This is a genomic window from Nocardiopsis suaedae, assembly GCF_027706745.1.
Classification (GTDB): Bacteria; Actinomycetota; Actinomycetes; order Streptosporangiales; family Streptosporangiaceae; genus Nocardiopsis_A; species Nocardiopsis_A suaedae.
In genome coordinates, this window is sequence record NZ_JAQFWP010000006.1 from 12,210 (window position 1) to 35,470 (window position 23,261).

23 protein-coding genes and 1 pseudogene are annotated in these 23,261 nt (G+C 74.7%); 11 read left to right on the forward strand and 13 right to left on the reverse strand.

Annotation, left to right across the window (positions count from 1 at the left end; translation table 11 throughout):
- The first annotated feature begins 366 nt into the window (after window positions 1–366).
- Both O4U47_RS04770 and O4U47_RS04775 read left to right on the forward strand, forming a co-directional pair.
- Complete coding sequence (locus O4U47_RS04770) at window positions 367–822, forward strand: hypothetical protein (RefSeq protein ID WP_270676305.1); 456 nt, start codon at window positions 367–369, stop codon at window positions 820–822.
- A 315-nt stretch (window positions 823–1,137) separates the two neighbouring features.
- On the forward strand, window positions 1,138–2,445 hold the full coding sequence (locus tag O4U47_RS04775) for a phosphoribosyltransferase family protein (protein ID WP_270676306.1): 1,308 nt from the start codon (window positions 1,138–1,140) through the stop codon (window positions 2,443–2,445).
- Window positions 2,446–2,618: 173 nt separating this feature from the next.
- Here O4U47_RS04775 and O4U47_RS04780 read toward each other — a convergent pair whose 3' ends face one another.
- Window positions 2,619–3,197, reverse strand: coding sequence for a dihydrofolate reductase family protein (locus tag O4U47_RS04780; protein ID WP_270676307.1), 579 nt, complete (start codon window positions 3,195–3,197; stop codon window positions 2,619–2,621).
- A gap of 156 nt (window positions 3,198–3,353) precedes the next feature.
- On the opposite strand from O4U47_RS04780, the gene O4U47_RS04785 reads away from it, so the two are divergent.
- Window positions 3,354–3,794, forward strand: a complete 441-nt coding sequence (locus O4U47_RS04785) for a hypothetical protein (RefSeq protein WP_270676308.1) — start codon at window positions 3,354–3,356, stop codon at window positions 3,792–3,794.
- On the opposite strand, the gene O4U47_RS04790 is transcribed toward O4U47_RS04785, so the two are convergent.
- The 7 genes from O4U47_RS04790 to O4U47_RS04820 form a co-directional block, all read right to left on the reverse strand.
- Window positions 3,765–4,379 carry a DinB family protein gene (locus O4U47_RS04790; RefSeq protein WP_270676309.1) on the reverse strand — a complete coding sequence of 205 codons (615 nt, stop codon included), beginning with the start codon at window positions 4,377–4,379 and terminating at the stop codon, window positions 3,765–3,767. The genes O4U47_RS04785 and O4U47_RS04790 overlap by 30 nt on opposite strands.
- Window positions 4,376–5,935, reverse strand: coding sequence for an FAD-dependent monooxygenase (locus O4U47_RS04795; RefSeq protein WP_270676310.1), 1,560 nt, complete (start codon window positions 5,933–5,935; stop codon window positions 4,376–4,378). Before O4U47_RS04795 ends, O4U47_RS04790 begins: the two co-directional genes overlap by 4 nt.
- Window positions 5,932–6,534 (reverse strand): PadR family transcriptional regulator, encoded by a 603-nt coding sequence (locus O4U47_RS04800; protein WP_270676311.1) that lies wholly within the window; start codon window positions 6,532–6,534, stop codon window positions 5,932–5,934. The genes O4U47_RS04795 and O4U47_RS04800 overlap by 4 nt, the downstream gene beginning before the upstream one ends.
- A gap of 67 nt (window positions 6,535–6,601) precedes the next feature.
- Window positions 6,602–7,966, reverse strand: a complete 1,365-nt coding sequence (locus O4U47_RS04805) for an MFS transporter (protein WP_270676312.1) — start codon at window positions 7,964–7,966, stop codon at window positions 6,602–6,604.
- 5 nt (window positions 7,967–7,971) lie between these two features.
- Window positions 7,972–9,120, reverse strand: a complete 1,149-nt coding sequence (dgoD, locus tag O4U47_RS04810; protein WP_270676313.1) for a galactonate dehydratase — start codon at window positions 9,118–9,120, stop codon at window positions 7,972–7,974.
- Window positions 9,121–9,176: 56 nt separating this feature from the next.
- Complete coding sequence (locus tag O4U47_RS04815) at window positions 9,177–9,791, reverse strand: 2-dehydro-3-deoxy-6-phosphogalactonate aldolase (RefSeq protein WP_270676314.1); 615 nt, start codon at window positions 9,789–9,791, stop codon at window positions 9,177–9,179.
- Window positions 9,788–10,843 carry a 2-dehydro-3-deoxygalactonokinase gene (locus tag O4U47_RS04820; RefSeq protein WP_270676315.1) on the reverse strand — a complete coding sequence of 352 codons (1,056 nt, stop codon included), beginning with the start codon at window positions 10,841–10,843 and terminating at the stop codon, window positions 9,788–9,790. Before O4U47_RS04820 ends, O4U47_RS04815 begins: the two co-directional genes overlap by 4 nt.
- A gap of 60 nt (window positions 10,844–10,903) precedes the next feature.
- On the opposite strand from O4U47_RS04820, the gene O4U47_RS04825 reads away from it, so the two are divergent.
- Window positions 10,904–11,698, forward strand: coding sequence for an IclR family transcriptional regulator (locus O4U47_RS04825; RefSeq protein WP_270676316.1), 795 nt, complete (start codon window positions 10,904–10,906; stop codon window positions 11,696–11,698).
- A gap of 23 nt (window positions 11,699–11,721) precedes the next feature.
- Here O4U47_RS04825 and O4U47_RS04830 read toward each other — a convergent pair whose 3' ends face one another.
- A complete protein-coding gene (locus O4U47_RS04830) occupies window positions 11,722–12,486 on the reverse strand; it encodes an SDR family NAD(P)-dependent oxidoreductase (RefSeq protein WP_270676317.1) in 765 nt (254 codons plus the stop codon).
- On the reverse strand, window positions 12,483–13,262 hold the full coding sequence (locus O4U47_RS04835; protein ID WP_270676318.1) for an alpha/beta fold hydrolase: 780 nt from the start codon (window positions 13,260–13,262) through the stop codon (window positions 12,483–12,485). The genes O4U47_RS04830 and O4U47_RS04835 overlap by 4 nt, the downstream gene beginning before the upstream one ends.
- A gap of 161 nt (window positions 13,263–13,423) precedes the next feature.
- Here O4U47_RS04835 and O4U47_RS04840 point away from each other — a divergent pair, with 161 nt between their 5' ends.
- The 4 genes and pseudogenes from O4U47_RS04840 to O4U47_RS04855 all read left to right on the forward strand — a co-directional run bounded on the left by O4U47_RS04840 (window position 13,424) and on the right by O4U47_RS04855 (window position 17,335).
- Window positions 13,424–14,776, forward strand: coding sequence for an aminotransferase-like domain-containing protein (locus O4U47_RS04840; protein ID WP_270676319.1), 1,353 nt, complete (start codon window positions 13,424–13,426; stop codon window positions 14,774–14,776).
- A gap of 141 nt (window positions 14,777–14,917) precedes the next feature.
- Window positions 14,918–15,007, forward strand: a pseudogene (locus O4U47_RS04845) (DUF397 domain-containing protein); the annotation flags it as partial.
- 31 nt (window positions 15,008–15,038) lie between these two features.
- Window positions 15,039–16,022, forward strand: coding sequence for an ABC transporter substrate-binding protein (locus O4U47_RS04850; RefSeq protein ID WP_270676320.1), 984 nt, complete (start codon window positions 15,039–15,041; stop codon window positions 16,020–16,022).
- A gap of 119 nt (window positions 16,023–16,141) precedes the next feature.
- Window positions 16,142–17,335, forward strand: coding sequence for an FAD-dependent monooxygenase (locus tag O4U47_RS04855; RefSeq protein ID WP_270676321.1), 1,194 nt, complete (start codon window positions 16,142–16,144; stop codon window positions 17,333–17,335).
- A gap of 280 nt (window positions 17,336–17,615) precedes the next feature.
- Here the strand turns inward: O4U47_RS04855 and O4U47_RS04860 are convergent, their stop codons facing one another.
- Window positions 17,616–17,990: a winged helix-turn-helix transcriptional regulator gene (locus tag O4U47_RS04860; protein WP_270676322.1), complete on the reverse strand. Its 375-nt coding sequence runs from the start codon at window positions 17,988–17,990 to the stop codon at window positions 17,616–17,618.
- A 133-nt stretch (window positions 17,991–18,123) separates the two neighbouring features.
- On the opposite strand from O4U47_RS04860, the gene O4U47_RS04865 reads away from it, so the two are divergent.
- From O4U47_RS04865 to O4U47_RS04875, 3 genes are all read left to right on the forward strand, one after another.
- Window positions 18,124–18,774, forward strand: a complete 651-nt coding sequence (locus O4U47_RS04865) for an NAD(P)-dependent oxidoreductase (protein ID WP_270676323.1) — start codon at window positions 18,124–18,126, stop codon at window positions 18,772–18,774.
- Between the two features lie 115 nt (window positions 18,775–18,889).
- Window positions 18,890–19,867, forward strand: coding sequence for an AraC family transcriptional regulator (locus O4U47_RS04870; RefSeq protein WP_270676324.1), 978 nt, complete (start codon window positions 18,890–18,892; stop codon window positions 19,865–19,867).
- A gap of 119 nt (window positions 19,868–19,986) precedes the next feature.
- Window positions 19,987–20,583 (forward strand): dioxygenase family protein, encoded by a 597-nt coding sequence (locus O4U47_RS04875; RefSeq protein WP_270676420.1) that lies wholly within the window; start codon window positions 19,987–19,989, stop codon window positions 20,581–20,583.
- 254 nt (window positions 20,584–20,837) lie between these two features.
- On the opposite strand, the gene O4U47_RS04880 is transcribed toward O4U47_RS04875, so the two are convergent.
- Both O4U47_RS04880 and O4U47_RS04885 read right to left on the reverse strand, forming a co-directional pair.
- Complete coding sequence (locus O4U47_RS04880) at window positions 20,838–22,106, reverse strand: AGE family epimerase/isomerase (protein ID WP_270676325.1); 1,269 nt, start codon at window positions 22,104–22,106, stop codon at window positions 20,838–20,840.
- A complete protein-coding gene (locus O4U47_RS04885; protein ID WP_270676326.1) occupies window positions 22,106–23,131 on the reverse strand; it encodes a LacI family DNA-binding transcriptional regulator in 1,026 nt (341 codons plus the stop codon). Before O4U47_RS04885 ends, O4U47_RS04880 begins: the two co-directional genes overlap by 1 nt.
- Window positions 23,132–23,261 lie beyond the last annotated feature (130 nt).

Consider the following 23,261-nt stretch of genomic DNA (forward strand, 5'->3'; position numbering starts at 1 on the left):
GCGTTGTAGGTGGTGTCGGCATCGATCCGGATGGGTGCTGGTGGCGCTGGGGTACGGCGCGTATGTCGATCAGTGCGAGCAAGGTGGTGCCCCTGGCTCGGTTCCGTGCAACTCCTACTGGTCTTTCCTTGTTGGAGGGGATGCCGGTCCTGTGGGGTCAATGATATTGCTGGCATCCGTTCTTGGGGGAGTTGTACTTCAGAAATGGATCAGAATGGGGATCGCGGGGAGGGTTGTGTATCGCCCGTACGTGGTCCTCCATCCGCTTCTTGAAATCGCGTCTCAAAGTGGAATCGTGGCTCGAGGGGGTGCTGACCATCGCGAGATAACGGTGTACACGAGCATCTCCACCGGTTTATTCGTGACGTGGCCGATGACTTCGGTGATGATCATGGTGAGCGCAAGCGTTTCGCCGTGCATGTCACGCAGGCCTCAAACACGTTTTCTCGTTGCGGAAGTGAACTTAAGCGGAATCCGGAAGGGGGTGCCGTTGAAATCGGAAGATTGGCGTATTCTGCTATGAACAACGTCGCCAACAATCGTTTTGGAGAAGTTCTGCCAGCTGCCCTGATCGCTGCCGATCCGTCGATGTCGCCTGATCGCGCGGATGGTCGGCAGCTCGTTAAGGCCCGCTGTTGGGGTTTTGCGGTAACCGCTCTGATATTATTCCTTTTGGCGAAAATCGGAGTTGCCGCAGAAGTGAATGTATTTGTGGCCGCGATATTTCCATTGGTTGTTTATCTGGTGTTGGCGTACCAGTACGGCCTCAATGGGGCAAATAGGATAATGCGGAACATAATATCCATGTTTACGCCTGGTTAGGGGTGGATTGGCGCTGACTTCCCGTCTACGCGTTGGATGGCTGTCACTGACCTCGTCAAGCGCTACAGGGAGGCCGCTGCCGCGAAGAACGCGTCGACCGCCAGCCGCCGGGACCGGTGTCGGGTGAGCCTGGCGGCGTCGCCTCCGGTGGGGTGTGGAGCGTCGGTGGGCTCTTCGTCGTGTAGCGCGCCGGGAGCGTTCGCTGTGGGGGCGGCGACGGGGGCGCGGACTCTGAATCTTCGTCGTAAAGGTGGTGAAACCGGGCATTCGCCCCGTGGTGCGGGGGCAGGAGTCCAGGTGAAGGGGGATGCGGCAATGGCGTTCACGCAGCGTGCCTTCGACGACCGTGATGATGCGGGCCGTCGCCTGGGGGAGCGGCTCGCGCGCGGTGGGGAGGCGGACAAGGAGCCCGTCGTGCTGGCGCTGCCGCGCGGCGGCGTCCCCGTGGGGCACAGGGTCGCCGAGGAGCTCGGCGCCCCGCTGGACATCATCGCCGTCCGCAAACTCGGCCTGCCCGGCCACCCGGAGCTGGCCATGGGCGCCATCGGGGAGGGCGGCGTGCGCATCCTCAACGACGAGGTGGTGCGCGGGCACGGCGTGGACACCGAGGCGCTGGACGCGGTGGAGCGGAGCGAGCGCGCCGAGCTGGAGCGGCGTGCGGCGCTGTTCCGCCAGGGGCGGCCGCGCGTGTCTCCGGCCGGGCGCACCGCGGTGGTCGTCGACGACGGGGTGGCCACCGGCTCCACCGCCCGCGCGGCCTGCCGGGTGGCCCGCGCGCAGGGGGCGGTGCGGGTGGTGCTGGCGGTCCCGGTCGGCGCGCCGGCGGCGCTGCGGGCGCTGGCCGGGGACGCGGACGAGGTCGTCTCCCTGTCGGCGCCCGCGTGGTTCCAGGCGGTGGGCGAGTGGTACACCGACTTCGCTCAGACGACCGACGAGGAGGTCATCGGGCTGCTGCGGGAGCACCGGGACGCCGCCGGGCCGGGCGTGGACGCCGACGTCGGGGTGGAGGCGGCCGGGGTGCGCCTGGGCGGGCACCTGACCGTGCCCGAGGGGGCGCGGGGCGCGGTCGTCTTCGCGCACGGCAGCGGCAGCGGACGGCACAGCCCGCGCAACACGCGCGTCGCCGGGACGCTGAACGGCGCCGGGCTGGGCACGCTGCTGTTCGACCTGCTCACCGAGGAGGAGGGCGAGGACCGGGAGCTGGTCTTCGACATCCGCCTGCTGGCCGAGCGGCTGCGCGGAGCCGCCGACTGGCTGGGCGCCCGCCCCGAGGCGGCGCACCTGCCGACGGGGTACTTCGGCGCCAGCACCGGGGCGGCGGCAGCGCTGGTCGCGGCGGCGGACGCGCCGTCGGGGACCGGCGCCGTGGTGTCCCGCGGCGGCCGCCCCGACCTGGCCGGGGCGCGTCTGGCGGAGGTGCGGGCGCCGACCCTGCTGATCGTCGGCGGGGCGGACACGGCGGTGCTGGACCTCAACCGCCGGGCGCGGGAGGAACTGACCTGCGAGAGCGCCCTGGAGGTGGTCCCCGGCGCGGGCCACCTGTTCGCGGAGCCCGGGGCATTGGAGCAGGTGGCGGACCTGGCCGCGGCCTGGTTCGCACGCCACCTGCCCCCGGGCGGCTAGGGCGTGTTGTGCGGATCACGACCTACTGCGCGACGCCCAGGCACGCCCCTCGCTGCGTTCTCATCGGTCGACAGCACGCCCAGGCCGACTCCCCCGGCGCTTGGGAACACTGCGTCCTTGCGATGAACGCACCTGGACGCCGCTCGCTACGGCCATGATCCGCACAACGCGCCCTAGCGCACCACGCGGTGGTGGAGGAAGACGACCCCCGAGTCGAAGGTGCGGGTCTCGAGGAGTTCGAGGTCCTCGTGCCGCGCCTGGTGGGGGAAGTACGGGGTGCCCCCGCCGACGAGGACCGGGCAGACCCGGACCCGGTACTCGTCGATCAGGCCCGCCGCGGCGGCCTCGGCGGCGAGGGTCGCGCCGCCGATCGCGATGTTCCCCTCGCCCGGCTCGGCCCGCAGCCGCTCGATCTCCTCCGCCACACCGCCGGAGGCCAGGCGGGCGTTGCCCCGCACCTCCGACAGCGTGGTGGAGAAGACCACCTTCGGCAGGGGGTTCCACAGCCCGGCGAATCCGAGCATCGCCGCGTCCTGCGCCCGGTCCCGGTCAGGGGTCCTCCACCCGGCGTCCTCCCAGAACAGCATGGTCTCGTAGAGCCGCCGCCCCAGCAGGTGGACGTCGAGCGCGCGGACCTCGTCGGTGGCGAAACGGAAGACCTCCCCGTCGGGCGGCGCCCAGTCGAAGCCCCCGTCCGGCCCCACGATGTAGCCGTCGAGGGACGTCGTCATCGAATAGGTCACCCTGCGCATCGGGGTCCTCCTCGGTTGTCGGAGCGTGGCGCACCACTGTGAGGCCTCGCAGCCTAGGGGAGGGCACCGACAAGGGGAGGGCGCCGAGCGCGGCGGGCTCCCCGGTGTCAGAGCGCGGCGCAATACTGTGGGACCCCAGACCCACGGGAGGCCGCCATGTGTGGTGAACCGCCGAAGAACGCGCCCGCGCCCCGCACGCCCCTTCCCCGGCGGTTCGCGGTGCGGTTCCCCGTGCTCGGCTTCGCCGCGGGGCTGGCGGCGACCGCGGTCGCCGCGGCCGCGGGGACGGCCGCCGTCGCCTCGCTCCCGCTCCTCCTCTTCTTCCGGGCGCCCGTCGAGCGGGCCATCGGACTGGGGGCCTGGGACCTGTGGGCGATCCTGGTGGCCGCCGTCGCCGCCACCGCGGCCGCCGCGTTCTGGGTGGTGCGCGCGCACGGGGACGAGGACGGCGGAGCGGACGAGCCCGGCGGCCGGGTCGGGCGGTTCGACCGGGTGGTGCACCGCCTCTCCCGGGCCGTGGTCTATGTCCTCTTCCTGGCCGTCATGGCCTTCGATCTGCTCCTGCCCCTATGGGCGTTCTTCACCGGCGCCCTGTGAGGCCTCGGGACGCGGCTCGGGCCGCTGGGATCGCTCGGGCCGGTTCAGGTACAGGTGGCGCAGCAGGCCGATCTCGGCCACGTTCTTCGTCAGCTCGACGGTGACCCAGCCGGCCGCGTCGCCGAGGGTCATCGTGACCGGCCACGGCAGGGCGGCGGTCCGGTCGGCCGAATCGAGGTCGGCGGCGGTGGCCCCCTCCAGCGCCGTGCGCCAGGCGGCGTGCAGTCCGCGCAGCTCCCCGGCGGCCGCCTCCGCGCTCCCGGGCCAGGCGATGGAGGTGCGCTCGGGCGCTTCGCCGCCGCCGAAGCAGACCTCGTGCACGGTCGACCACCAGTAGCTGATGTGCCACATGGTCCAGGCGATGGTGACGGGCGGCGCCGGGTCGGGTTCGGCGACCTGCCAGTCGGGCGTCCACGCCCCGCCGGGGCCGGGCCGGACGCTCCAGGCGCCGGGGGCGGGCTCCCAGAGCGCGGCACGGTCGTCGATGCCCTCCAGGTGGTGCTCGAAGAGCGCCCAGGCGGTGTCGAGCTGCCCGAGGAGGAGCGCCACGCGGGGTTCGGTGTCGATGGTGTCTGTCTCGGTCACGGCCGAAGTCTGGCAGCGGGCTCGGGGACGCCGCCATCGGTTTTGCCGCACCAGCGGGCCACGGCGTCCGCCAGGTCACCGGTCTGGCGCCCGTCGCCGGTGCGCACCCACGCGGTGTGGCCGTCGGGGCGGAGCAGGAGCGCGGCCGCGCCGTGGGCGGCGGCGCAGTAGGCGCCGACGGTGCGGACCCCGGCCTGCTGGGCCTCCCGGACATCGTCGGGGACGTGGGCGCCGTTGAGGGCGAGCAGGAGCGGGCGCCGCTCGGCCACCAGTTCGGACAGGCGGACCCGCCGCCCCTCGGCGACCAGGTCGAGGTCGGGGGCCAGGCGGCCGAGCCAGGGGTGGGCGCCGGGGTCCTCGGCGCCCATGGGGTGGCACGTGTCCAGGCCGACGAGGGCCTCGGCGAGCGAGGCCGGGCCCCCGGGGCGGGACAGCAGGTGCGTGAGCAGGTCCGCGAGCGGCCGCAGGCCGGGTTCGTCCCCGTTGAGGAGCGCCTGGGCGCGGGTGTGGGCGAGGACGCGTTCGGCGGCGGGGCGGCGTTCGGACCCGTAGGTGTCGAGCAGGCCGTCCGGGGCGGTGCCCAGGACGCTGCGGGCGAGCTTCCAGCCGAGGTTGTGGGCGTCTTCGAGGGCGACGTTGACGCCGACGGCTCCGGCGGGCGGGTGGATGTGCGCGGCGTCCCCGGCGAGCAGCACGCGGCCGTCGCGGTAGCGGTCGGCGAGGCGGGCGGCGTCGCCGAAGCGGGTGAGCCAGATGTGGTCCGCCAGCGGGACCGGGCGGCCCAGGGCGCCCTCCAGGGCCTCGGCGAAGAGGCCGGGGGCGACGGGGGAGTGCGGGTCGTCGGGCGGGGCCGGGTCGGTGAGCATGGCGCGCACGTATCCGGGGCGGGGCAGGACGAAGACGCTGCCGCCGGGGCCGGTGTGCGGTCCGGGCGGGAGGTCGGCCGGGTCGGCGGGGACGACGTCGCCGAGCAGGGTCCAGGTGGTGGCGGGGGTTCCGGGGAAGCCGATCCCGGTCTGCTCGCGGACGGTGCTGCGGCCTCCGTCGCAGCCGACGGTGAAGGCGGCGGAGATCTCCACGGGGCCGGGGGAGGCGGCGCTCCCGCCCGGGCTGCTGTGGCCGTCGTCGACGGTGACGGCGGCGGTGGTGCCGTCGGCGTCCTGGCGCAGGGCGTCGAGTCGGTGGCCGCGCAGCAGGCGGGCGCCGCGGGCCAGGGCGTGCTCCTCCAGGACCTCCTCGACGCGCAGCTGCGGGATGCCCAGGGTGAAGGGGTGGTCGGTGGCGGCGCCGTCCAGGACGGCGGTGACCGGAAGGCCGACCGAGGGCGCGTGGGCGACGGGGCGGCCTTCGGCGAGGAAGGGGGCGGCCAGGCCACGGCGCGCGAGCAGGTCGAGGCTGCGGGCGTTGAGGGTGAAGCCGCGCGAGCGGCGGGGGCGCCGCGGGTCGCGTTCGGCGACGAGGGTGTCCACGCCCTCGGCGGCGAGCTCGACGGCCAGGAGCAGTCCGGCGGGACCGGCGCCGACGATGAGGACGTCGGCGGTCAGGCGGCGGGTCATCGGCGCTCCTCCGGGCGGTCGGGCAGGCCGTCGGACAGGTCGCCGGAGCGCAGCTCTCCGGCGGTGGCGAGCGCCCACTCGCGCTCGGCGGCGATCATGTGCAGCGCGTACTCGGTCTCGATCATGAACAGGCGGGGCAGGCCGGAGTCGGTGAGGGCGGAGTCGAGGCCGCTCCGCAGCCGCTCGGCGCGCTCGGCGAGCCGGTCCGCGCGCTCGGCGAGGGCGTCGGCGGCGGCTTCGGTGCCGAGGGCGCCGATGTAGGCGACGGCGGAGACGAACTTGGGGTACTCGTCGTCGGCGGGGACGCGGATGAGCGTGTCGAGGCGCGCGGTGAAGGCGGTGCGGCCGGTGTCGGTGAGGGCGTAGACGGTGCGCGGGGGGCGGTTGCCGTCGCCGCCGGTGCCCGCCTCGCGGATCGAGTCGTTCCCGAGCAGGGCGCGGACGGTGTCGTAGAGGGTGCCGGTGCTCAGGTTGAAGGCGGAGTCGAGTCCGCGCTCGCGCAGGGTGGACATCATCTCGTAGGGGTGCATGGGCTTCTCCGTGAGCAGCCCCATGACGGCGAGGGCGAGCGGGTTGGCGGCCGCGCTGCGGGCGGGCATGCGGGGACCTCCTTATTCGGAAGCGACTATTCGGTTCCGAATACTATAGCCGGAGGCGGCCCCGCCGTCAGGCGGAGGCGGTGCCCCCGGGTGCGGGCCCCGCGGCCTCCTCCGGGTCGGGCTGGCGCTCCACACGCCCCACGAGCAGGGTGTAGGAGAGGACCCCGACGACGGTGACCGCCGTGATGTACACGAACCCCGGCGCGAAGCTGGTCTCGGAGACCAGCAGGCCGATGACGATCGGGGTCGCGATCGAGGACAGGTTCCCGACGAAGTTGAACACCCCGCCGGTGCTGCCGATCAGCCGCCGCGGCGCCAGCGCCGACACCAGCGACCAGGTGATCGAGGCGAACCCGTTGCCGAAGAAGGCGATGCACAGGAAGGCGATGACCCAGGCCGTGCTGTCGGTGAAGTTCGCGCCGATCATGGCCGTGGACAGCAGCAGGCCCGCGGTGATCGGCCCCTTGCGGGCCAGGCCCAGCGGGGCGCCGCGGCGGACCAGCGCGTCCGAGGCGAACCCCGACAGCAGGACCCCGGCGACGGCCGCCAGGTAGGGCAGCGAGACCAGCAGCCCGGACTGGATGTAGTCCATCCCGCGGTACTCCACGAGGTAGGTGGGGAACCAGGTGAGGAAGAACCACAGCGTCGAGGTCAGGCAGAACTGGCCGAGGTAGATGCCCCACAGCTTGCGGTTGGCCAGCACGGCCGCGAAGTCCGGCCAGGACGGCGCCTTGCGCGGCGGAGGGGCGTCCTCCAGGTCGACCAGGCCGCCGCCCTCGCGGATGTGCTCCACCTCGGCCGCGTTGGCCGTGCGCATCCGCTTGGGCTCGCGGTAGACCAGCCACCACACCGCGCCCCACACCACGCCGGCCGCGCCGGTGGTGATGAAGATCCAGTGCCAGCTGAAGGCCGACTGCAGCCAGGTCAGCACCGGGGTGAGCAGCGCCAGACCGATGAACTGGCCGGAGGTGTAGAAGCCGATGACGCCGCCGCGCTCCTTCTCCGGGAACCAGCTGGTGGCGACGCGGTTGTTGATGGGGTAGGCGGGCGCCTCGAAGACGCCGACCAGCAGGCGCAGCACGATCAGGGCCGCGAACCCGGCGAAGACGCCCATGAAGCCGGTGGCCAGCGACCACAGGATCAGGCACACCGGGTAGAGCACCCGCGGCGGCACCCGGTCGATCAGCCACCCGCCGGGGATCTGCAGGGCCGCGTAGGTCCAGCCGAACGCCGACAGCAGCAGCCCCTGCTGGGCCGGGGAGAGGGACAGCTCGTCGGCGATGGCGGGCATCGCCACCGACAGGTTGGCGCGGTCGAGGTAGTTGATCACCACGGACACGAACAGCATCGCGGCGATGACCAGCCGCGCGCGGGAGGCGCGCACGGACTGCGGCCGCTTCGGGGCGGCGGCGGTGGGGGCGGTGTCGCTCATCGGCCTCACCACTCCGCGAACGAGCCGTCGGTGTGCCGCCACACCGGGTTGCGCCACCGGTGGCCCTCGCGGGCGCGCTCGGCCACGTACTCCTCGTCGATGTCCACGCCCAGCCCCGGGCCGGAGGGGATCGCCACCATGCCCTCGGAGTAGTCGAACACCGAGGCGTCGGCGAGGTAGTCGAGCAGGTCGTTGGCGGTGTTGTAGTGGATGCCCAGGCTCTGCTCCTGGATGACCGCGTTGTAGCTGACGGCGTCCACCTGCAGGCAGGCCGCCAGGGCGATCGGTCCCAGCGGGCAGTGCGGGGCCAGCGCGACGTCGTAGGCCTCGGCCATGGCGGCGATCTTGCGGACCTCGGTGATGCCCCCGGCGTGGGACAGGTCGGGCTGGACGATGTCGGCCACGCCCGAGGAGAGCACCCGCTTGAAGTCCCAGCGGGAGTACAGGCGCTCGCCGAGGGCGATCGGCACAGGTGAGGCGCGCAGGACGTCCGCGATCCCGTCGACGTGCTCGGAGAGCACGGGCTCCTCGATGAACATCGGGTCGTACTCCTCCAGCGCCCGCAGGAGCACCCGCGCCATGGGGCGGTGCACCCGGCCGTGGAAGTCCACGCCGATGCCGACGGAGGGGCCGACCGCCGCACGGACCTCGGCGACGTTGCGCACGACCGTGTCGACCTTGTCGTGGGAGTCGATGTACTGCAGCTCCTCGGGGCCGTTCATCTTCACGGCCGTGAAGCCGCGGCGGACGGCGTCGGCGGCCTGCTCGGCGGTCTCGCCGGGCCGGTCGCCGCCGATCCAGGAGTAGACCTTGATCCGGTCGCGCAGCCGCCCGCCGAGCAGCTCGTGCACGGGGACGCCCAGGGCCTTGCCCCTGATGTCCCAGAGCGCCTGGTCGAGCCCGGCCAGGGCGCTCATGTGGAGGCCGCCGCCGCGGTAGAACCCGCCGCGGTACATGACCGTCCAGTGGTCCTCGATGAAGCGCGGGTCCTTGCCGACGAGGTGGTCGGACAGCTCCTCCACGGCCGCGGCGACGGTGGCCGCGCGGCCCTCCAGGACCGGCTCGCCCCAGCCGGTGACGCCCTCGTCGGTGGTGACCTTCACGAACAGCCAGCGCGGGGGGACGGTATAGGTGGTGATGGATGTGATCTTCATGGGGTGCGGGCCTTTCGGGTGGTGCGCGCAGGCGGTGCCTGCGGGCGCGGTGTCCGTCAGCGGGTGTGCCGGGCCCAGCACGCGGCCAGGGCGTGGGCCCGCTCGGCGACGGCGCCGGGGGCGTCCCCCGGCCGGTACAGGGAGGAGCCGATCCCGGCCCCCGCGGCTCCGGCGGCCAGCCATTCGCCGAGGTTCGACTCGTCGACGCCGCCCACGGGCAGCAGCGGCGTGCCCGTGGGGAGCACGCTCGACCAGGCCTTCATGCCGGAGACGCCGATGTGGTCGGCGGGGAAGAGCTTGAGCGCCGACGCCCCGGCGGCCACGGCGGTGAAGGCCTCCGTGGGGGTGGCGGCGCCCGGGTAGCAGTCCAGGCCGCGCTCGGCGGCGGCGGAGATGACCGCGGGGTCGGTGTTGGGGGCGACGATCATCCGGGCGCCCGCGTCGGCGGCGGCCGCGACCTGCGCGGGGGAGAGCACCGTTCCCGCGCCGACGCGGCAGTCCCCGGGGAGCCGCGCGCGCAGCTCCCGCACGGAGTCCAGGGGGTCGGGCGAGTTCAGGGGGACCTCGATCGCGCGGAGGCCGGCGCTGTAGAGCGCGTCTCCGACGGCCGGGGCCTCGGCCGGGGCCAGCCCGCGCAGGATGGCGATCAGGCCGATGGGTGCGGTGGTCATGCCGGTCCTTCCGAAGGGTTCGCGGCGGGTCGTTCGGGGGCGGGTGCCTTGAGGAGGCCGAAGGCGCGGGCCAGGGCGGTCAGGCCGTCCCGGGCGGTGTCCTCCAGCAGCCGGACCCGGGTGCCCCGGCGCTCCAGGGCGCGCCGGTAGCGCGGGCCGAGCGCGCCGTCCGCGCACAGCACGACGGCGGTGGCCCCGGTGAGGGTGAGCATGTGCTCGGTCTCGTCGGCGATGAGCAGGCCCGACACGTATTCGGCGACGTCGTGCGCGCCGAGCGCGCCGTCCAGGTGGCGGGTGCGCGCGCTGAACAGGCGCGCGGCGAGCGGCTGGGCGGGGTTCGCGAGCGTGTGCCCGATCCCGGCGCCGAAGGCCGCTCCTCCGGCGTCCGGGTGTTCCGTGTCCCCGGGGCAGGGGGCGGTGCGGGCGGGGTCGCCGAGGATGGTGCCCTCCATCAGGGCGGCGTGGATCTCGCCGGTCATGGCGGTGGTGAAGCCGGTGACGGACCCGCCTTCGACCCGCAGCCACTTGGTGTGGGTGCCGGGCAGGACCAGGGTGGCCTCCTCGGGGAGGCCGAGCCGTTCCAGGGCCCCGAGGACCTGGGTCTCCTCGCCGCGGACGACGTCGGGGGCGCCGTCGGCCGTGCCTCCGCCGTCCGGTGCGGCGGGGGAGGTGCGCAGGCCCGGCACGATCCAGACCGGGGGGTCGGCGCCGGGCACGCGGTGCGGCTCGAACGACTCGGGGACGGCCGGGAGCGGCGGCCGCAGGTGCGGTACGGGGGACCAGCCGCCGTCGCTGCCGACCATGCCGCACGCCAGCGCGGGCGCGCCTTCGGCCCCGAGGGCGGCGGCCGCCTCGGCCAGGGCGTCGGCGAAGGCCCGGTCGGCGGGGACGCCGCGCTCGGCGGCGCGGGCGGCCACCGTCCGCAGGCCGTTCGGGGAGCGGACGGAGCCCAGGACGGCGCCGTCCGGCGCCAGGGCCCAGGCCCGGAGGGATGTGGTGCCCCAGTCCACCGCCACCAGGGCGGGGGCCGAGGCCTCGTGGGGGTGCTGCATCTCACGCACGCTAGGAAGAGGGTCCCAAAGTGTGCAATGGCGTCCCATATAGTCGGACGCATGGGATCCGAGGGTGAGGCGCCGAAAGGCGCGCAGACGCTTCTGAACGGGCTGGCGCTGGTGCGCCTGGTGGCCGACGGCGTGCGGGACGTGCCGGCGCTGCAGGGACGGACCGGGCTGCGCCGCAGCACCCTGTACCGCCTGGTGCAGACGCTGCGCGGGGAGGGGTACCTGCGCGACACGCCGAACGGCCTGTCCCTGGGGCCTACGCTCATCGAGCTGGGCTTCGGCGCGCTCGCGTCCAACCCGCTGGCGAGCGTGGCCGCTCCGCACCTGCAGGCGCTCGCCGACGAGGTGCGCGACACCGTGCACCTGGCCGTGGAGGACCACGGGTCGGTGCTGTACCTGGCCAAGATCCCGGGCCAGCGGGGCGCCGAGATGCGCTCGCGCGTAGGGCAGCGCATGCCGCTGACCCGGACCGGGATCGGCAAGGCGCTGCTGCTGGACGCGCGGGAGCGCTGGGTCGAGCGCTGGCGCGCGGAGGGTCCGGCGGACGAGGCGGCGGCGTCCCCGTCGGCGCGCCGGGCGGGCGAGGGGGCCGAGGAGGACTTCCTGGGGCGGATGGAGTACTACCGCGCGGGCGGGTACTCCTACGACATGGAGGAGAACGAGCCGGGGATCCGCTGTGTCGCCGCGCCGGTGCGGGACGGGTCGGACGCGGTCGTGGGCGCCGTGAGCGTCTCGGCGACGGCGCCCTACATGCCGGCCGAGCGCATGCGCGAACTCGTGCCGCGGGTGCAGGGCGCCGCCGCGGACATCTCAGCGGAGATGGGGTACCGGGGCAGGCGGCGCTGACGGCCGTCGCGGCCGTGGGCGCCTCAGCCCTCGCGGTGGACGCGCAGTGGGCCGGTGCTCTGGACCACCGGCATCATCTCGACGGTGTTGATGTTCACCCGCGCGGGCAGGGACACCGCCCAGTGCACCGCCTCGGCCACGTCCTCGGGGGTGAGCGGGTCGGTCCCGGCGTAGGGCGCGGCCGCGCGCTCGGTGTCGCCGGAGAAGCGCACCTCGGAGAACTCGGTGCCGCCGGTCAGGCCCGGCTCCACGCAGGTCACCCGCACCCCCGTGCCGTGCAGGTCGGCCCGCAGGTTGCGGCTGAACTGGCTGACGAACGCCTTGGTCGCGCCGTACACGTTCCCGCCCGGGTAGGGGTAGTGGGCCGCGACCGAGCCGATGTTGACCACGTGGCCGCGCCCCCGGTCGACCATGCCCGGCAGCAGCGCGCGGGTGCAGTTCATCAGCCCCGCGCAGTTCGTGTCGACCATGCGCTGCCACTCGTCCGGGTCGGCCTCGTGCGCGGGCCCCAGCCCCAGGGCCAGCCCCGCGTTGTTGACCAGCACGTCGACGGCGGCGAAGTCGGCGGGCAGCGACGCCGCCGCCCGCATGACGGAGTCGCGGTCGCGAACGTCCAGAGCGACGGGGTGGAGCAGCGGCGCCAGCTCCTTCTCCAGCGCGGCGAGCCGCTCGGTGCGGCGCGCGGCGGCCACCACCCGGTGGCCCTGCCCGGTGAACATGCGGGCGATGGCGGCGCCGAAGCCGGAGCTGGCGCCGGTGATGAAGAGGGTGTGCTCGTCGGTGCTCATGGGGTGATTGTCTCCGACAGGGAGTCGAGCGCCCGGCCGAACCCCTCGGGGTCCTCCAGGTTGGGCAGGTGGGCGGTGCCGGGCAGCACGGTGAGCCGGGCGCCGGGGACCAGTTCGCGGATGGCGCGCGCCTCCTCCACCGGGGTGAACGGGTCCTCGGTGCCGACGATGACCACGGTCGGAACGGCGGCGCGGGCCAGGGAGGGGCGGGGGTCGGCCCGGCGGGCGCGTCCCCGGAGCCCGGCGGCGGCGCCCTGGGGCGGTGCGGCGCACATCATCTCCAGCACGTACCGGGCCAGGTCGGGGTCGCGGCCGGCGGTGGCGGGGGCGAGCATGCCGGAGAGCAGTTCGTGCGCGTAGGCGTCCATCCCTTCGGCCAGGACGCGGTCGGCGGCGGCGTCGCGCCGGTCGCGGCCCCCGGGGGTCTCCGGCGGGGCGGAGGTGGCCGCGAGCAGCAGCCCGCGCACCCGGTCGGGGAAGAGGCGGTGGAACTCCATGGCGATCTGCCCGCCCATGGACAGCCCGCCGACCACGGCCGACTCCAGGCCGAGGCGGTCGAGCAGGGCGGCGCCGTCGCGGGCGAAGGCGTCGAAGGGGGTGGCGTGCCCGGCGGGCGGGGCCTGGCCGTAGCCGCGCAGGTCGGGGACGAGGGCGCGGTGGCCTGCGGAGGCGAGGCGTTCGGCCTGGGGGCGCCACATGGAGCGGTCGAAGGGGTGGCCGTGGAAGAGGAGGACGGGCGGTCCGTCCTCGGGGCCGAGGTCGTCGAGGGCGGACATGGGGGACCTTCCGGTGGGCGGTGGCGGAGGGGGACGTGCGGGCCGCGGGGCCGACGCTAGGCCTGTGCTCGACCTCGGAGCAATGGCCTGGAATGCTCTCGGAGCAATGCGCAACCGCTCCGAGATCCGAGCGGAGGGGCCGGAGCGGGGAAGGAGGGCCAGTGGGTGCGGAGGACTACCGGGCCGTCGCCGACGCGATCGCCGAGGACATCGCCCGGGGGCGGCTACGGCCGGGGCAGCGCCTTGCGCCGCAGCGCCGCTTCGCCCGGCAGCAGGGCATCGCCCCCTCCACCGCCGCCCGGGTCTACGGCGAGCTGGTGCGGCGCGGCCTGGCCGTGGGCGAGGTCGGGCGCGGCACCTACGTGCGTGCCGGGCCGCCGCCCGCCGACACCGCACTGGCCGAGCCCGGCGAGGCGCTGGTCGACCTGGAGCTGAACTACCTGGTGCTCGACGGGCAGGAGGAGGCGGTCGCCGCCTCGCTCCGGCGGCTCCTGCGCCCGGGGGCGCTCGACGGCGCCCTCCGCCCGCCGCAGGCCGGGGGCGGGGCCGGCCTGCGGCGGGCGGTCGCGGACCTGCTCGCGCGGGGCGGCTGGACCCCGGACCCGGACGGCGTGCTGTTCGCGGGCAACGGGCGCCAGGCGATCGCTGCGGCGCTGGCCGCGCTGGTGCCGACGGGGGAGCGGGTCGCGGTGGAGGAGTTCACCTACCCGGTGGTGAAGGGCATCGCGGCGCGGCTGGGCATCGTTCCGGTGCCCGCCGCCGTGGACGGGGAGGGGATGGTGCCCGAATCGCTCCGCGAGGTGCACCGGGCCGCGCCGGTGCGGGCGGTGTACCTGCAGCCGACCCTGCACAACCCGCTGGGGGCGACCATGTCCGGGCACCGCAAGCGTGCGATCGCCCGGGCCGTGGAGGAGCTGGACCTGGCGGCGGTGGAGGACGCGGTGTACGCGTTCCTCAAGCCGGGACCGGAGCCGTTGGCGGCGCACGCGCCGGGGCGGACCGTAGTCACCGACAGCCTGTCCAAGCGGGTGGCCCCCGGCCTGACGCTGGGGTTCGCGTGCGCGCCGCCGCGGCTGCGGGACCGGGTGGCGGGGGCGCTGCGGTCGGGGACGTGGGCGGCGACGGGGTTCGCGTTGGAGACCGCGGCCGGGATGGTCGCCGACGGGACGGTCACGGGGCTGGTCGAGGGCAAGCGGCGGGCGGCGGAGCGGCGCCAGGGCATCGCCGCGGCGTGCCTGGAGGGGGAGGCGGTCACGGCCGACCCGGGTGCGTTCCACCTGTGGTGGGAGCTGCCGGAGCGGTGGCGGGCGGAGACGTTCACGGCGGCCGCGGCCCGGCGGGGGATCGCGGTGACCCCGGCGTCGGCGTTCGCGGTCGGACGGGGGCGCTCCCCGGCGGCGGTGCGGCTGGCGCTGGTGGCCCCGGGCGAGGGGGAGCTGAATGCGGCCCTGGAGGTGTTGGCGCGGTTGGCCCGCTCGGCCCCGGAGGAGGCGTCGGCGGAGGTCAACCGGTGATGAGGGTCCCGGTGACCCGGTCCACGGTCAGGCCGAGGCGGACGACGTGGATCCGGCGGGGGAGTCCGGGGCACGTGACGTCTTTCCCGGTGGAGCGGGTGTCCCTTAGAGGCGTGGCCAGGGGCCGAGTCGGCGCACAGTGGCCGCGAGTCCGGCTGTGCGGAGGTCGCGAAGGCGGAGCGGGCCGTCCATGTCAGGGACACGCAGAACCGGGGTCTGGGCCGATATTGATGAGGTTAGGCTAACCGAATATCATCTCGGCATGCGCGTATCCCCCACCGTCGCCGCCCCGCTCGCCGCCCTCCTCGTCGTCCTCGCCGGGTGCACGTCGGGGGCCGATCCGGCTCCGGCGGGGGACACCCGCACGGTCGACTCCGCCGCCGGACCCGTCGAGGTGCCCGCCGACCCCGAGCGGGTCGCCGTGCTGTGGCGGCCCACCCTCGCCGCCGCCACCCGGCTCGGGGCCGACGTCGTCGGCTCGCTCGGCGACCCCTCCGCCGACGACGGCGGCCTGGCCCCCTTCCTGCCCGACGGCGCCGAGGCCCCTCCCGTCGTCTCCGGCTCACCCGCCGAAGCCGACGTCGACCTGGAACGCCTGGCCGAAGCCGACCCCGACCTCGTCATCGGCGTCTCCACCGACCTCGGCGCCCAGGCCGAGACCCTCCCCGAGCTGGAGGCCATCGCCCCCACGGTCCTGCTGGAATGGACCGGCACCGAGTCCTGGCGCGGCCACCTGGCCGAGGTCGCCGACGTCCTCGGCGTCCCCGACGAGGCCGACGCCGCCGAGCAGGAGTACCGGCTCGCCGTCGACCAGGCCCGCACCCGCATCGAGGACGAGGCGGGAGACCCCTCCGCCATCGAGGTGTCCCTCCTGCGCCTGCAGAGCCCGCAGGAGATCCGCATCGAGACTCCCGCCTCCTTCCCCGGGCAGATCGCCGACGACCTGGGGCTGGCCCGTCCCGAAGGCCACGACGAGCCCGACGCCGACCGCGACTTCATCTCCGAGAGCTACGAGAACCTGGAGCGCGCCGACGCCGACGTGCTGTTCGTACTCTCCGGAAGCGGCTACGAGGACGCCCCCACCTCCTACGGCTCGGGTGTGTGGGCCGAACTGGGCGCGGTCCGGGACGAGCGCGTCTACGCCGCCGACTACGACCACTGGGGCGCCTCCAACCACTACGCCGCGCTGCGCGTCGTGGAGGAGATGGCCGACGGGGTCACCGGGGAGGCCGATCCCGCGCTGTGACGGCGCGGCCCGGTCCGTCCGGCCCTGTCCGCCCGGCGTCAGCGGCCCCTCAGCGCTGTCAGCCTTCCATAAGCGCCGGGGGCGACCATGGGGAAAGCCCTCCACCCTTGGGAGCGACCATGGCGACCACCGTCCTCATCTCCGGCTGCGGGGTCGTAGGCCCCACTCTCGCCCACTGGCTCTGCCGCAAGGGCTTCGCGCCGACCGTCGTCGAGCGCGCACCCAAGCCGCGTACGGCCGGCCACCGCCTCGAGGTCGCCGAGCCCGGGATCGAGGCCCTGCGGCGGACGGGCGTGCTCGACCGGGTCCGCGCCGTCGGGGACCTGTCCCCCGAGGTCGAGTTCTACCCCTTCGACGGCGGGCGGCCCTACGGGATGGAGGTCCCGCCGGAGAGTGCGGGCCTGGCCGTCCGGCGGGGCGAGCTGTGCGCGGCACTGCTCGACCGGGCCCGCGACGACGCCGAATACCTCTACGACGACTCCATCACCGCCCTGCACCAGGACCCCGACGGCGTCGACGTGCGGTTCGAGCGCGGCCCGGACCGCCGCTTCGACCTGGTCATCGGCGCAGACGGGCTGCACTCCAACGTCCGGGGCCTGGTCTTCGGCGGGACCACCGCCGACCATTCCCACTACCTGGGCACCCACCTGGTCATCTTCAGCACGCCCAACACGCTGGGCGTCCGCGGCAAGGTCATGTTCCGGCCGGGGCCCTACCGGGGCTGCGCCATCAGCGCCTTCCCCGGCGACGAGCTGCTCGAAGGGCTCTTCCTGTTCCGCGCGGCGCGCCCGATGGACACCCGCGTGTTCACCCCGGAGGAGCGGGACGCGTTCGTCGAGCGCCTCTTCGACGGCCTCGGGTGGCGGGTGCCGTGGCTGGTGGAGGCCATGCGGGACGCCAAGGACGTCCACTTCGCGCCGTCGCTGCAGATCCGGATGGACGCGTGGAGCAAGGGGCGGGTGGCTCTGGTGGGGGATGCGGCCTTCTGCCCCGATCCGATGACCGGCCAGGGCAGCGTGCTGGGCCTGGTCGGCGCGATCGTCCTGGCGGGCGAGCTGGCCGCCGCCGACGGCGACCACGTGCGCGCGTTCGCCGCCTACGAGGCGGCGATGCGCGGTTTCGTGAAGAGCTCTCAGAGCGTGGGCGGGTACTCCACCGGCTTCGTGGCGCCGCGCACCGGCAGGGTCGGCATGGCTCTGCGGGACACGTCCATGGTCGCGATGCTGGCGGCGGCCACCCTCGCCTTCCGGCTGGGCCTGCGGCCGCCCGCCTGGTTCCAAGGCGCCGTGGACATGGCCCGCTACGACACCTGACCCGGTGGACTCGTGACGGACCGCTTCGCCGAGCAGGGGGAGGGCGAGAGCAACCGGGTCGCTGCTCGAGGGTCTGGAGTCGCGTGGTGTGGAGTCGCTGAAGCCGAGCGCGAGCGCATCCTCGCGCGCACCGATGGAGATCGGCTGCGTTCTGTGGCCGTCGCCTCCGTGCCCGGACTCCTGGACGGGTGATCCCGCCCGGGGCCGTCTTCGATCATCGAGGCGCCTGTTCCGGCCCTGTAAGGGCGCCGGGGCGGGCGCCTCGCTGTCGTCTGGGCCCCTACTCCCCGCGGGCGTCGTGGGCGGTGCGCGCCCGCTCGACCTCGTCCATGCGGTCTTCCAGGAACTCCACCAGCGTCATCAGGTGCGCGGCGGCGTCCCGTCCCAGGGCCGTGAGGGAGTACTCCACGTGCGGCGGGATCTGGCGGTGCACCTCGCGGTGGACGAAGCCGTCGCGCTCCAGCGTCTGCAGCGTCTGGGACAGCATCTTCTCGCTCACCCCGTCCACACGCCTGCGCAGTGCGCCGAAGCGCGCGGGCCCCTGGGCGAGCGCGCCCAGGATCAGTACCGCCCACTTGCCGGTGATGTGCTCCAGCGCCGAGCGCGACGGGCAGCGCTTCTGGAACACGTCGTAGGCCAGGTCCTCGAAACTCACCTGAGCACGATACCTCCCCATCCCTCCGCATTGCCGTGATCCAGATCGCACGTACTGCACTTTCGTAAGTACTAACCACTCGTTAGTGTTGCTGGCGGACACCGAACGGAACCACCGTCGAAGGAGACCCGCCATGGCCGACATCGCCGTCATCGGAGCCAACGGCACCATCGGATCGCGCATCGTCGACGAGGCCCTGCGGCGCGGGCACACCGTCACCGCCGTCGTGCGCGACCCCGCCAAGGTCGACCGGGCCGACGACGGGCTCACCGTCGCCACCGGCGACGTGCTCGACACCGCCGCGGTCGCCGAGGCCGCCAAGGGCAAGGACGTCCTGGTCAGCGCCATCGGCGGCGGCGACGGGGCCGGACACAGGGCGCTCGTCGAGCCCTCCGCCCGCGCCCTGGTCGAGGCCCTGCGCACGCTCGGCGACCAGGCGCCCCGGCTGATCATGGTCGGCGGCGCGGGCAGCCTCCGCACCGCCGACGGCTCCCAGGTCTGGGACGCCCCCGGCCTGCCGGACTGGCTGCTGGACATCATGCACGCCCACGGCGACGCCCTGGACTTCCTGCGCACCGTGTCCGACGTGCCCTGGACCAGCCTGAGCCCCGCCGCCCACATCGCCCCCGGCGAGCGCACCGGCGCCTACCGCACCGCCACCGAGGACCTCGTGGTGGACGGCGAGGGCGAGAGCCGCATCAGCGCCGAGGACTACGCCGTGGCCCTGATCGACGAGGTCGAGACCCCGGCCCACGTCGGCGAGCGCTTCACCGTCGGCTACTGAGCACCGGGGAGCGGGGCGGCGGCGCGGGTGGCGGCCGCCCCGCCGGGGCCGCGGCGGGCTAGGCTTCCTCACCCCGCCTCTCTCCGTAAAGAGCCTTTCCTCATGGAGGCCCCGGATGGCCGCCCACCCCGCGCTGGAACTGCACCGGCTGGAGGTCCCCTCGCCCCACCTGCTGCCCTTCGCCGTGGGGACCTTCGACAGCATCGGCCCCCTCTCCCGGGCCGACTACCCCCACCGGCACACCTTCCACGAGATCGTGCTCGTCACCTCCGGGACCGGCCTGCACGTCGTCGACACCCGCCCGCTGCCGGTCACCCCGCCCAACCTGGGGGTGCTGGCCGCCGGACAGGTCCACCACTGGCAGGGCGCCCGTGGCCTCGACGGGTACGTGCTTCTCCTGGAGGACGCCTTCCTGCTCGACCGCCCCGACGACCGGGACCTGCTGCGCCGCCTGGCCGCCGAGCGCACCTGGACCGCGCTCGGCCCCCGCGAGCACGCCGAGGCCGCCGCCGTCGTCACCGAGATCGCCCGCGAGTTCGACGAGCGCCGCCCCGGCATGGCCACCGTCGTGCGCGCGCTGCTGCACGTCCTGCTGGTGCGCGCCGCCCGGCCGCCCGGCGCCGGGGGAGGGGCAGCGGGCGGCGCCGCGCGGGCGGACGACGGAGCGGACCTGCGGCCGGACGCACCCGAGTCCGCCACCGGCCTGGCCGGGCGGTACCTGGACACGCTGGAGGGCCCCGCCGCGCTGGAGGCGGGCGCCACCGTCGAGCGCATCGCCGACACCCTCGGCGTCACCCCCGGCCACCTGGGCGAGGCGGTCAAACGCGCCACCGGCCGCACCCCCGGCGCCCTGCTCCGCCAGGCCCGGCTGTTGGAGGCCAAGCGCCTGCTGGCCTGCACCCGGCTCACCGTCGCCGCCGTCGCCCGCGCCTCCGGGTTCACCGACCCCGCCTACTTCTGCCGCTTCTTCCGCCGCGAGACCGGCACCACCCCCGGCGCCTTCCGCACCGCGGCCCGCATCGACACGGGACCCGCGGCAAGCACAACGCCGCCCGCGGAACGTCCATCGCACACGGGAGGTGACGCGGCGTAGTCTCAGGGCTCCCGAGGGGTACCGGCCGGATCCCGCGCCCCCTCTTCCGTCCCCTCCCCACCCCGCAGGAGGAGCCCGCCGTGGCCGACAGCACCGACAGCACGCCCACCCGCAAGACGATGCTCAAGGCCGCCCTGGCCGCCGGCGCCGTGCTCGGCGCCGCCGGGGCCGGCGCCGCACCCGCCCTGGCCCGCGACCGGGTCGGCGAACGGATGCTCGACCCCACTCCGGCCTGCGACGACGGTGACGACCCCACGCCGCCGCAGACCGAGGGCCCCTACTTCAAACCGGACTCCCCGCGCACCGGCGACCTGAGGATCCCCGGCGACCCCGGCATGGCACTGGCGGTCACCGGCCTCGTCTTCACCCGCGACTGCCGCCCCGTGGCCGGGGCCCTGCTCGACTTCTGGCAAGCCGACTACTACGGCGCCTACGACAACGCCGGCTACCGCTACCGGGGCCACCAGTACACCGGCGCCGACGGCGCGTTCGCGCTGTCCACCATCGTCCCGGGCCTGTATCCGGGCCGCACCCGGCACATCCATGTGAAGGTGCAGGCGCCGTCCCGTCCGGTGCTGACCACGCAGCTCTACTTCCCGGGCGAGCCCCGCAACGACACCGACCTCATCTTCGACCCCCGCCTGCTGATGGACGTGCGCGACGACGGGGCGGGCAGGGCCGCCGCCTTCGACTTCGTCCTCGACTCCACGTCCTGAGCGGCGGCGCGCCCCGGCGCCTGTGGCGCCGTTCCGAAGTCCCCGCCCCGACCGCACCGGGGCGGGGGCCCGAACGCGTGGAGGAGCGGAGCCGGGGCCGTGCGTACCGGGGACGCGCTCCGGACACCCGCGGTACGCCCGCCGTGCCCATCGGCGGGACTGCGGGCACCGCGTGACGCCGCCGCCGGACCGCCGCCGGACCGCAGCCGCCGAAGGCTCCGCCCCTTCCGCGGACGCCGCCGGGTGCGGGGACGTCAGCCGTCCGCTGGGTCCGCCCCCGCATTCGCCGCCACCGCCCCGGCCACCGAACCCGACAGCGGCAGGCGCGGGATGAGCACCGCCTGGTAGGCGTGGTAGGCGTCCGGCTTGCCCCGCCACACCGTCGACGACGGGGACCCGTCCGGCGCCAGCTCGTGGTGCCACCCGCCGTGCACCCCGTCCAGGTGGTGCTCCCGGATGAAGCCCCACCACCGGCCGTACCGCTCCGCGTACCCCTCCTCGCCGGTGCGCGCCCACAGCACCGCGGCCGCCGCCGTCGCCTCGGCCGCCACCCAGTGCATCCGCTCCCGCACCACCGGCCGGTCCTGCCAGTCCAGGGTGTAGACGAACCCGTCGGAGCCGTCGACCGCCCACCCGTGCCCGCAGGACAGGCCGAACAGGTGCCGGGCGTCCTCCAGCAGCCACGCCGGGGCCTCCGGGCCGAGTGCCGTCTCCAGGTTCACCAGCAGGCGCGCCCACTCCAGCCAGTGGCCCACCGTCGTGCCGTACGGGCGGAAGGGGTCGGCGGGCGCCTCCCGGTTGTAGTCCAGGTCCTGCGTCCAGTCCGGGGTGAAGTGCTCGGGCAGCCGCCACCCGTTCGCGGCGGTCTCGCCCCGGATCAGCCGGTCGGCGATGCCCAGCGCGCGCTCGCGCCACACCTGCCCGCCGGTGGCGTCGGCGGCCGCGAGGAACGCCTCGACCATGTGCATGTTGCTGTTGGCGCCCCGATAGGCCTCGCACTCCCGCCAGGCCCGGTCCCAGCCCTCCACGCACAGGCCTTCGGCGGTGTCGAAGAAGCGCTCCTCGACCACCCCCAGCACCTCGGCCAGCAGTTCCTCCGCCCCGGGGCGGCCCGCCTGCGCGGCACTGGACGCGGCCAGAACGACGAAGGCGTGCTCATAGGCGCCCTTGGCGCCCGCTCCGGGATCCGAGGAGGCGAACCAGCCGCCGTGCCCGGCGTCGCGCAGCCGCCCGCGCAGCGCCGCCACACCGTGGTCGGCGAGCGCGGCGGCCCCACGGTCCCCGCGCAGGTGCGCCAGGGAGAACACGTGCGTCATCCGGCAGGTGATCCAGGTGTGGGCGGTGCCGCCGGGCACGGGGCGCCCGGCCTCGTCCAGCCAGCCGAAGCCGCCTTCGGGCAGGGCGGCCGCGCGGGCGAAGCCGACCACGCGCCTCTCCTCGGCCGCCAGCCACGCGGGGTCGACGCCGGGGAAGGCGGGTGCGGTGGGAGGGGCGGGGGAGGTGTGCTCAGGGGTGGGGTCCATCATCCTCCGTTCGGGCGGGGCGGCGCGGTGCTCTCGCGCACCACCAGCTCGGGCAGCTCGAACTCGGTGTCGCCGACGGCACCGCCGCCGGGGCCGTGCCGGACCAGGTCCAGCAGGCGGGCGGCGGCCGCCGCGCCGAAGCGGAAGGCGTCCCGGGTCAGCGCGGTCAGCGTCGGGTGGGTCAGGCGGCACAGGGCCGAATCCTCCCACGCCACCACCGACAGGTCCCCGGGCACCGACAGCCCCGCCTGCCGGGCGGCCGACAGGCCCGCCACCGCCATCACGTCGTTGTCGTAGACGATCGCGGTGGGCCGCGGGCGCCGCCGCAGCAGCCCCCGGGTGGCCACCGCCCCCTCGGCGTCGCTGAAGTCCGTGGCCGCGCGCGCCGCCTCCGGCCCCGCGGCGGCTCCGAACGCCTCGGCGCGGTGGGCGCTGTGCTCCATCACCGGCGGCCCGGACACGTGCGCCAGCCGCTCGTGGCCCAGACCGTGCAGGTGCTCCACGACCGCGGTCATCGCGCGCGCGTCGTCGACCCACACCCCCGGCACCGCGCCGGTGGGGTCGGGGCCGCCCGCCAGCACCGCGGGCATGCCGATCTCGCGCAGCACCTCCGGGCGCGGGTCGCCGGTGCGCAGGTCCACCAGCAGCACCCCGTCCACCCGCCGCTCGGCCCACCAGCGGCGGTGGACCGACGCCTCGGCGTGCACGTCCTCGACCAGGTCCAGCAGCAGGGCGTACCCGCGCTCGCTCAGCTCGGCCTGGATCCCCGAGATCAACTGCATGAAGAACGGTTCGACCCCCAGGGTGCGGGCGGGGCGCGCCACGGCCAGTCCCACCGCCCCGGCCGCGGCCGCCGACAGCGACCGGGCGGCGGTGTTGGGCTGCCAGCCCAGGGCGTCGGCGGCGGCCAGGATGCGGTCCCGGGTGGCCGCCGACACGCCGGGGCGGCCGTTGAGCGCGAAGGAGACCGCGGCCTGGGAGACCCCGGCCCTGCGGGCGATGTCGGCGATGGTGGGGCGTCGCACCCCGCCCTCCTTTCCCGTCCGGGGGAGGACGGGTTTATGAACCGGTTCAGCGACTTCCGGCGATCCTACACTCCCGGACCCGGAAAAAACCGCCGGAGGTGGTATTGACGCGGATCACGCGGTGGGGGAC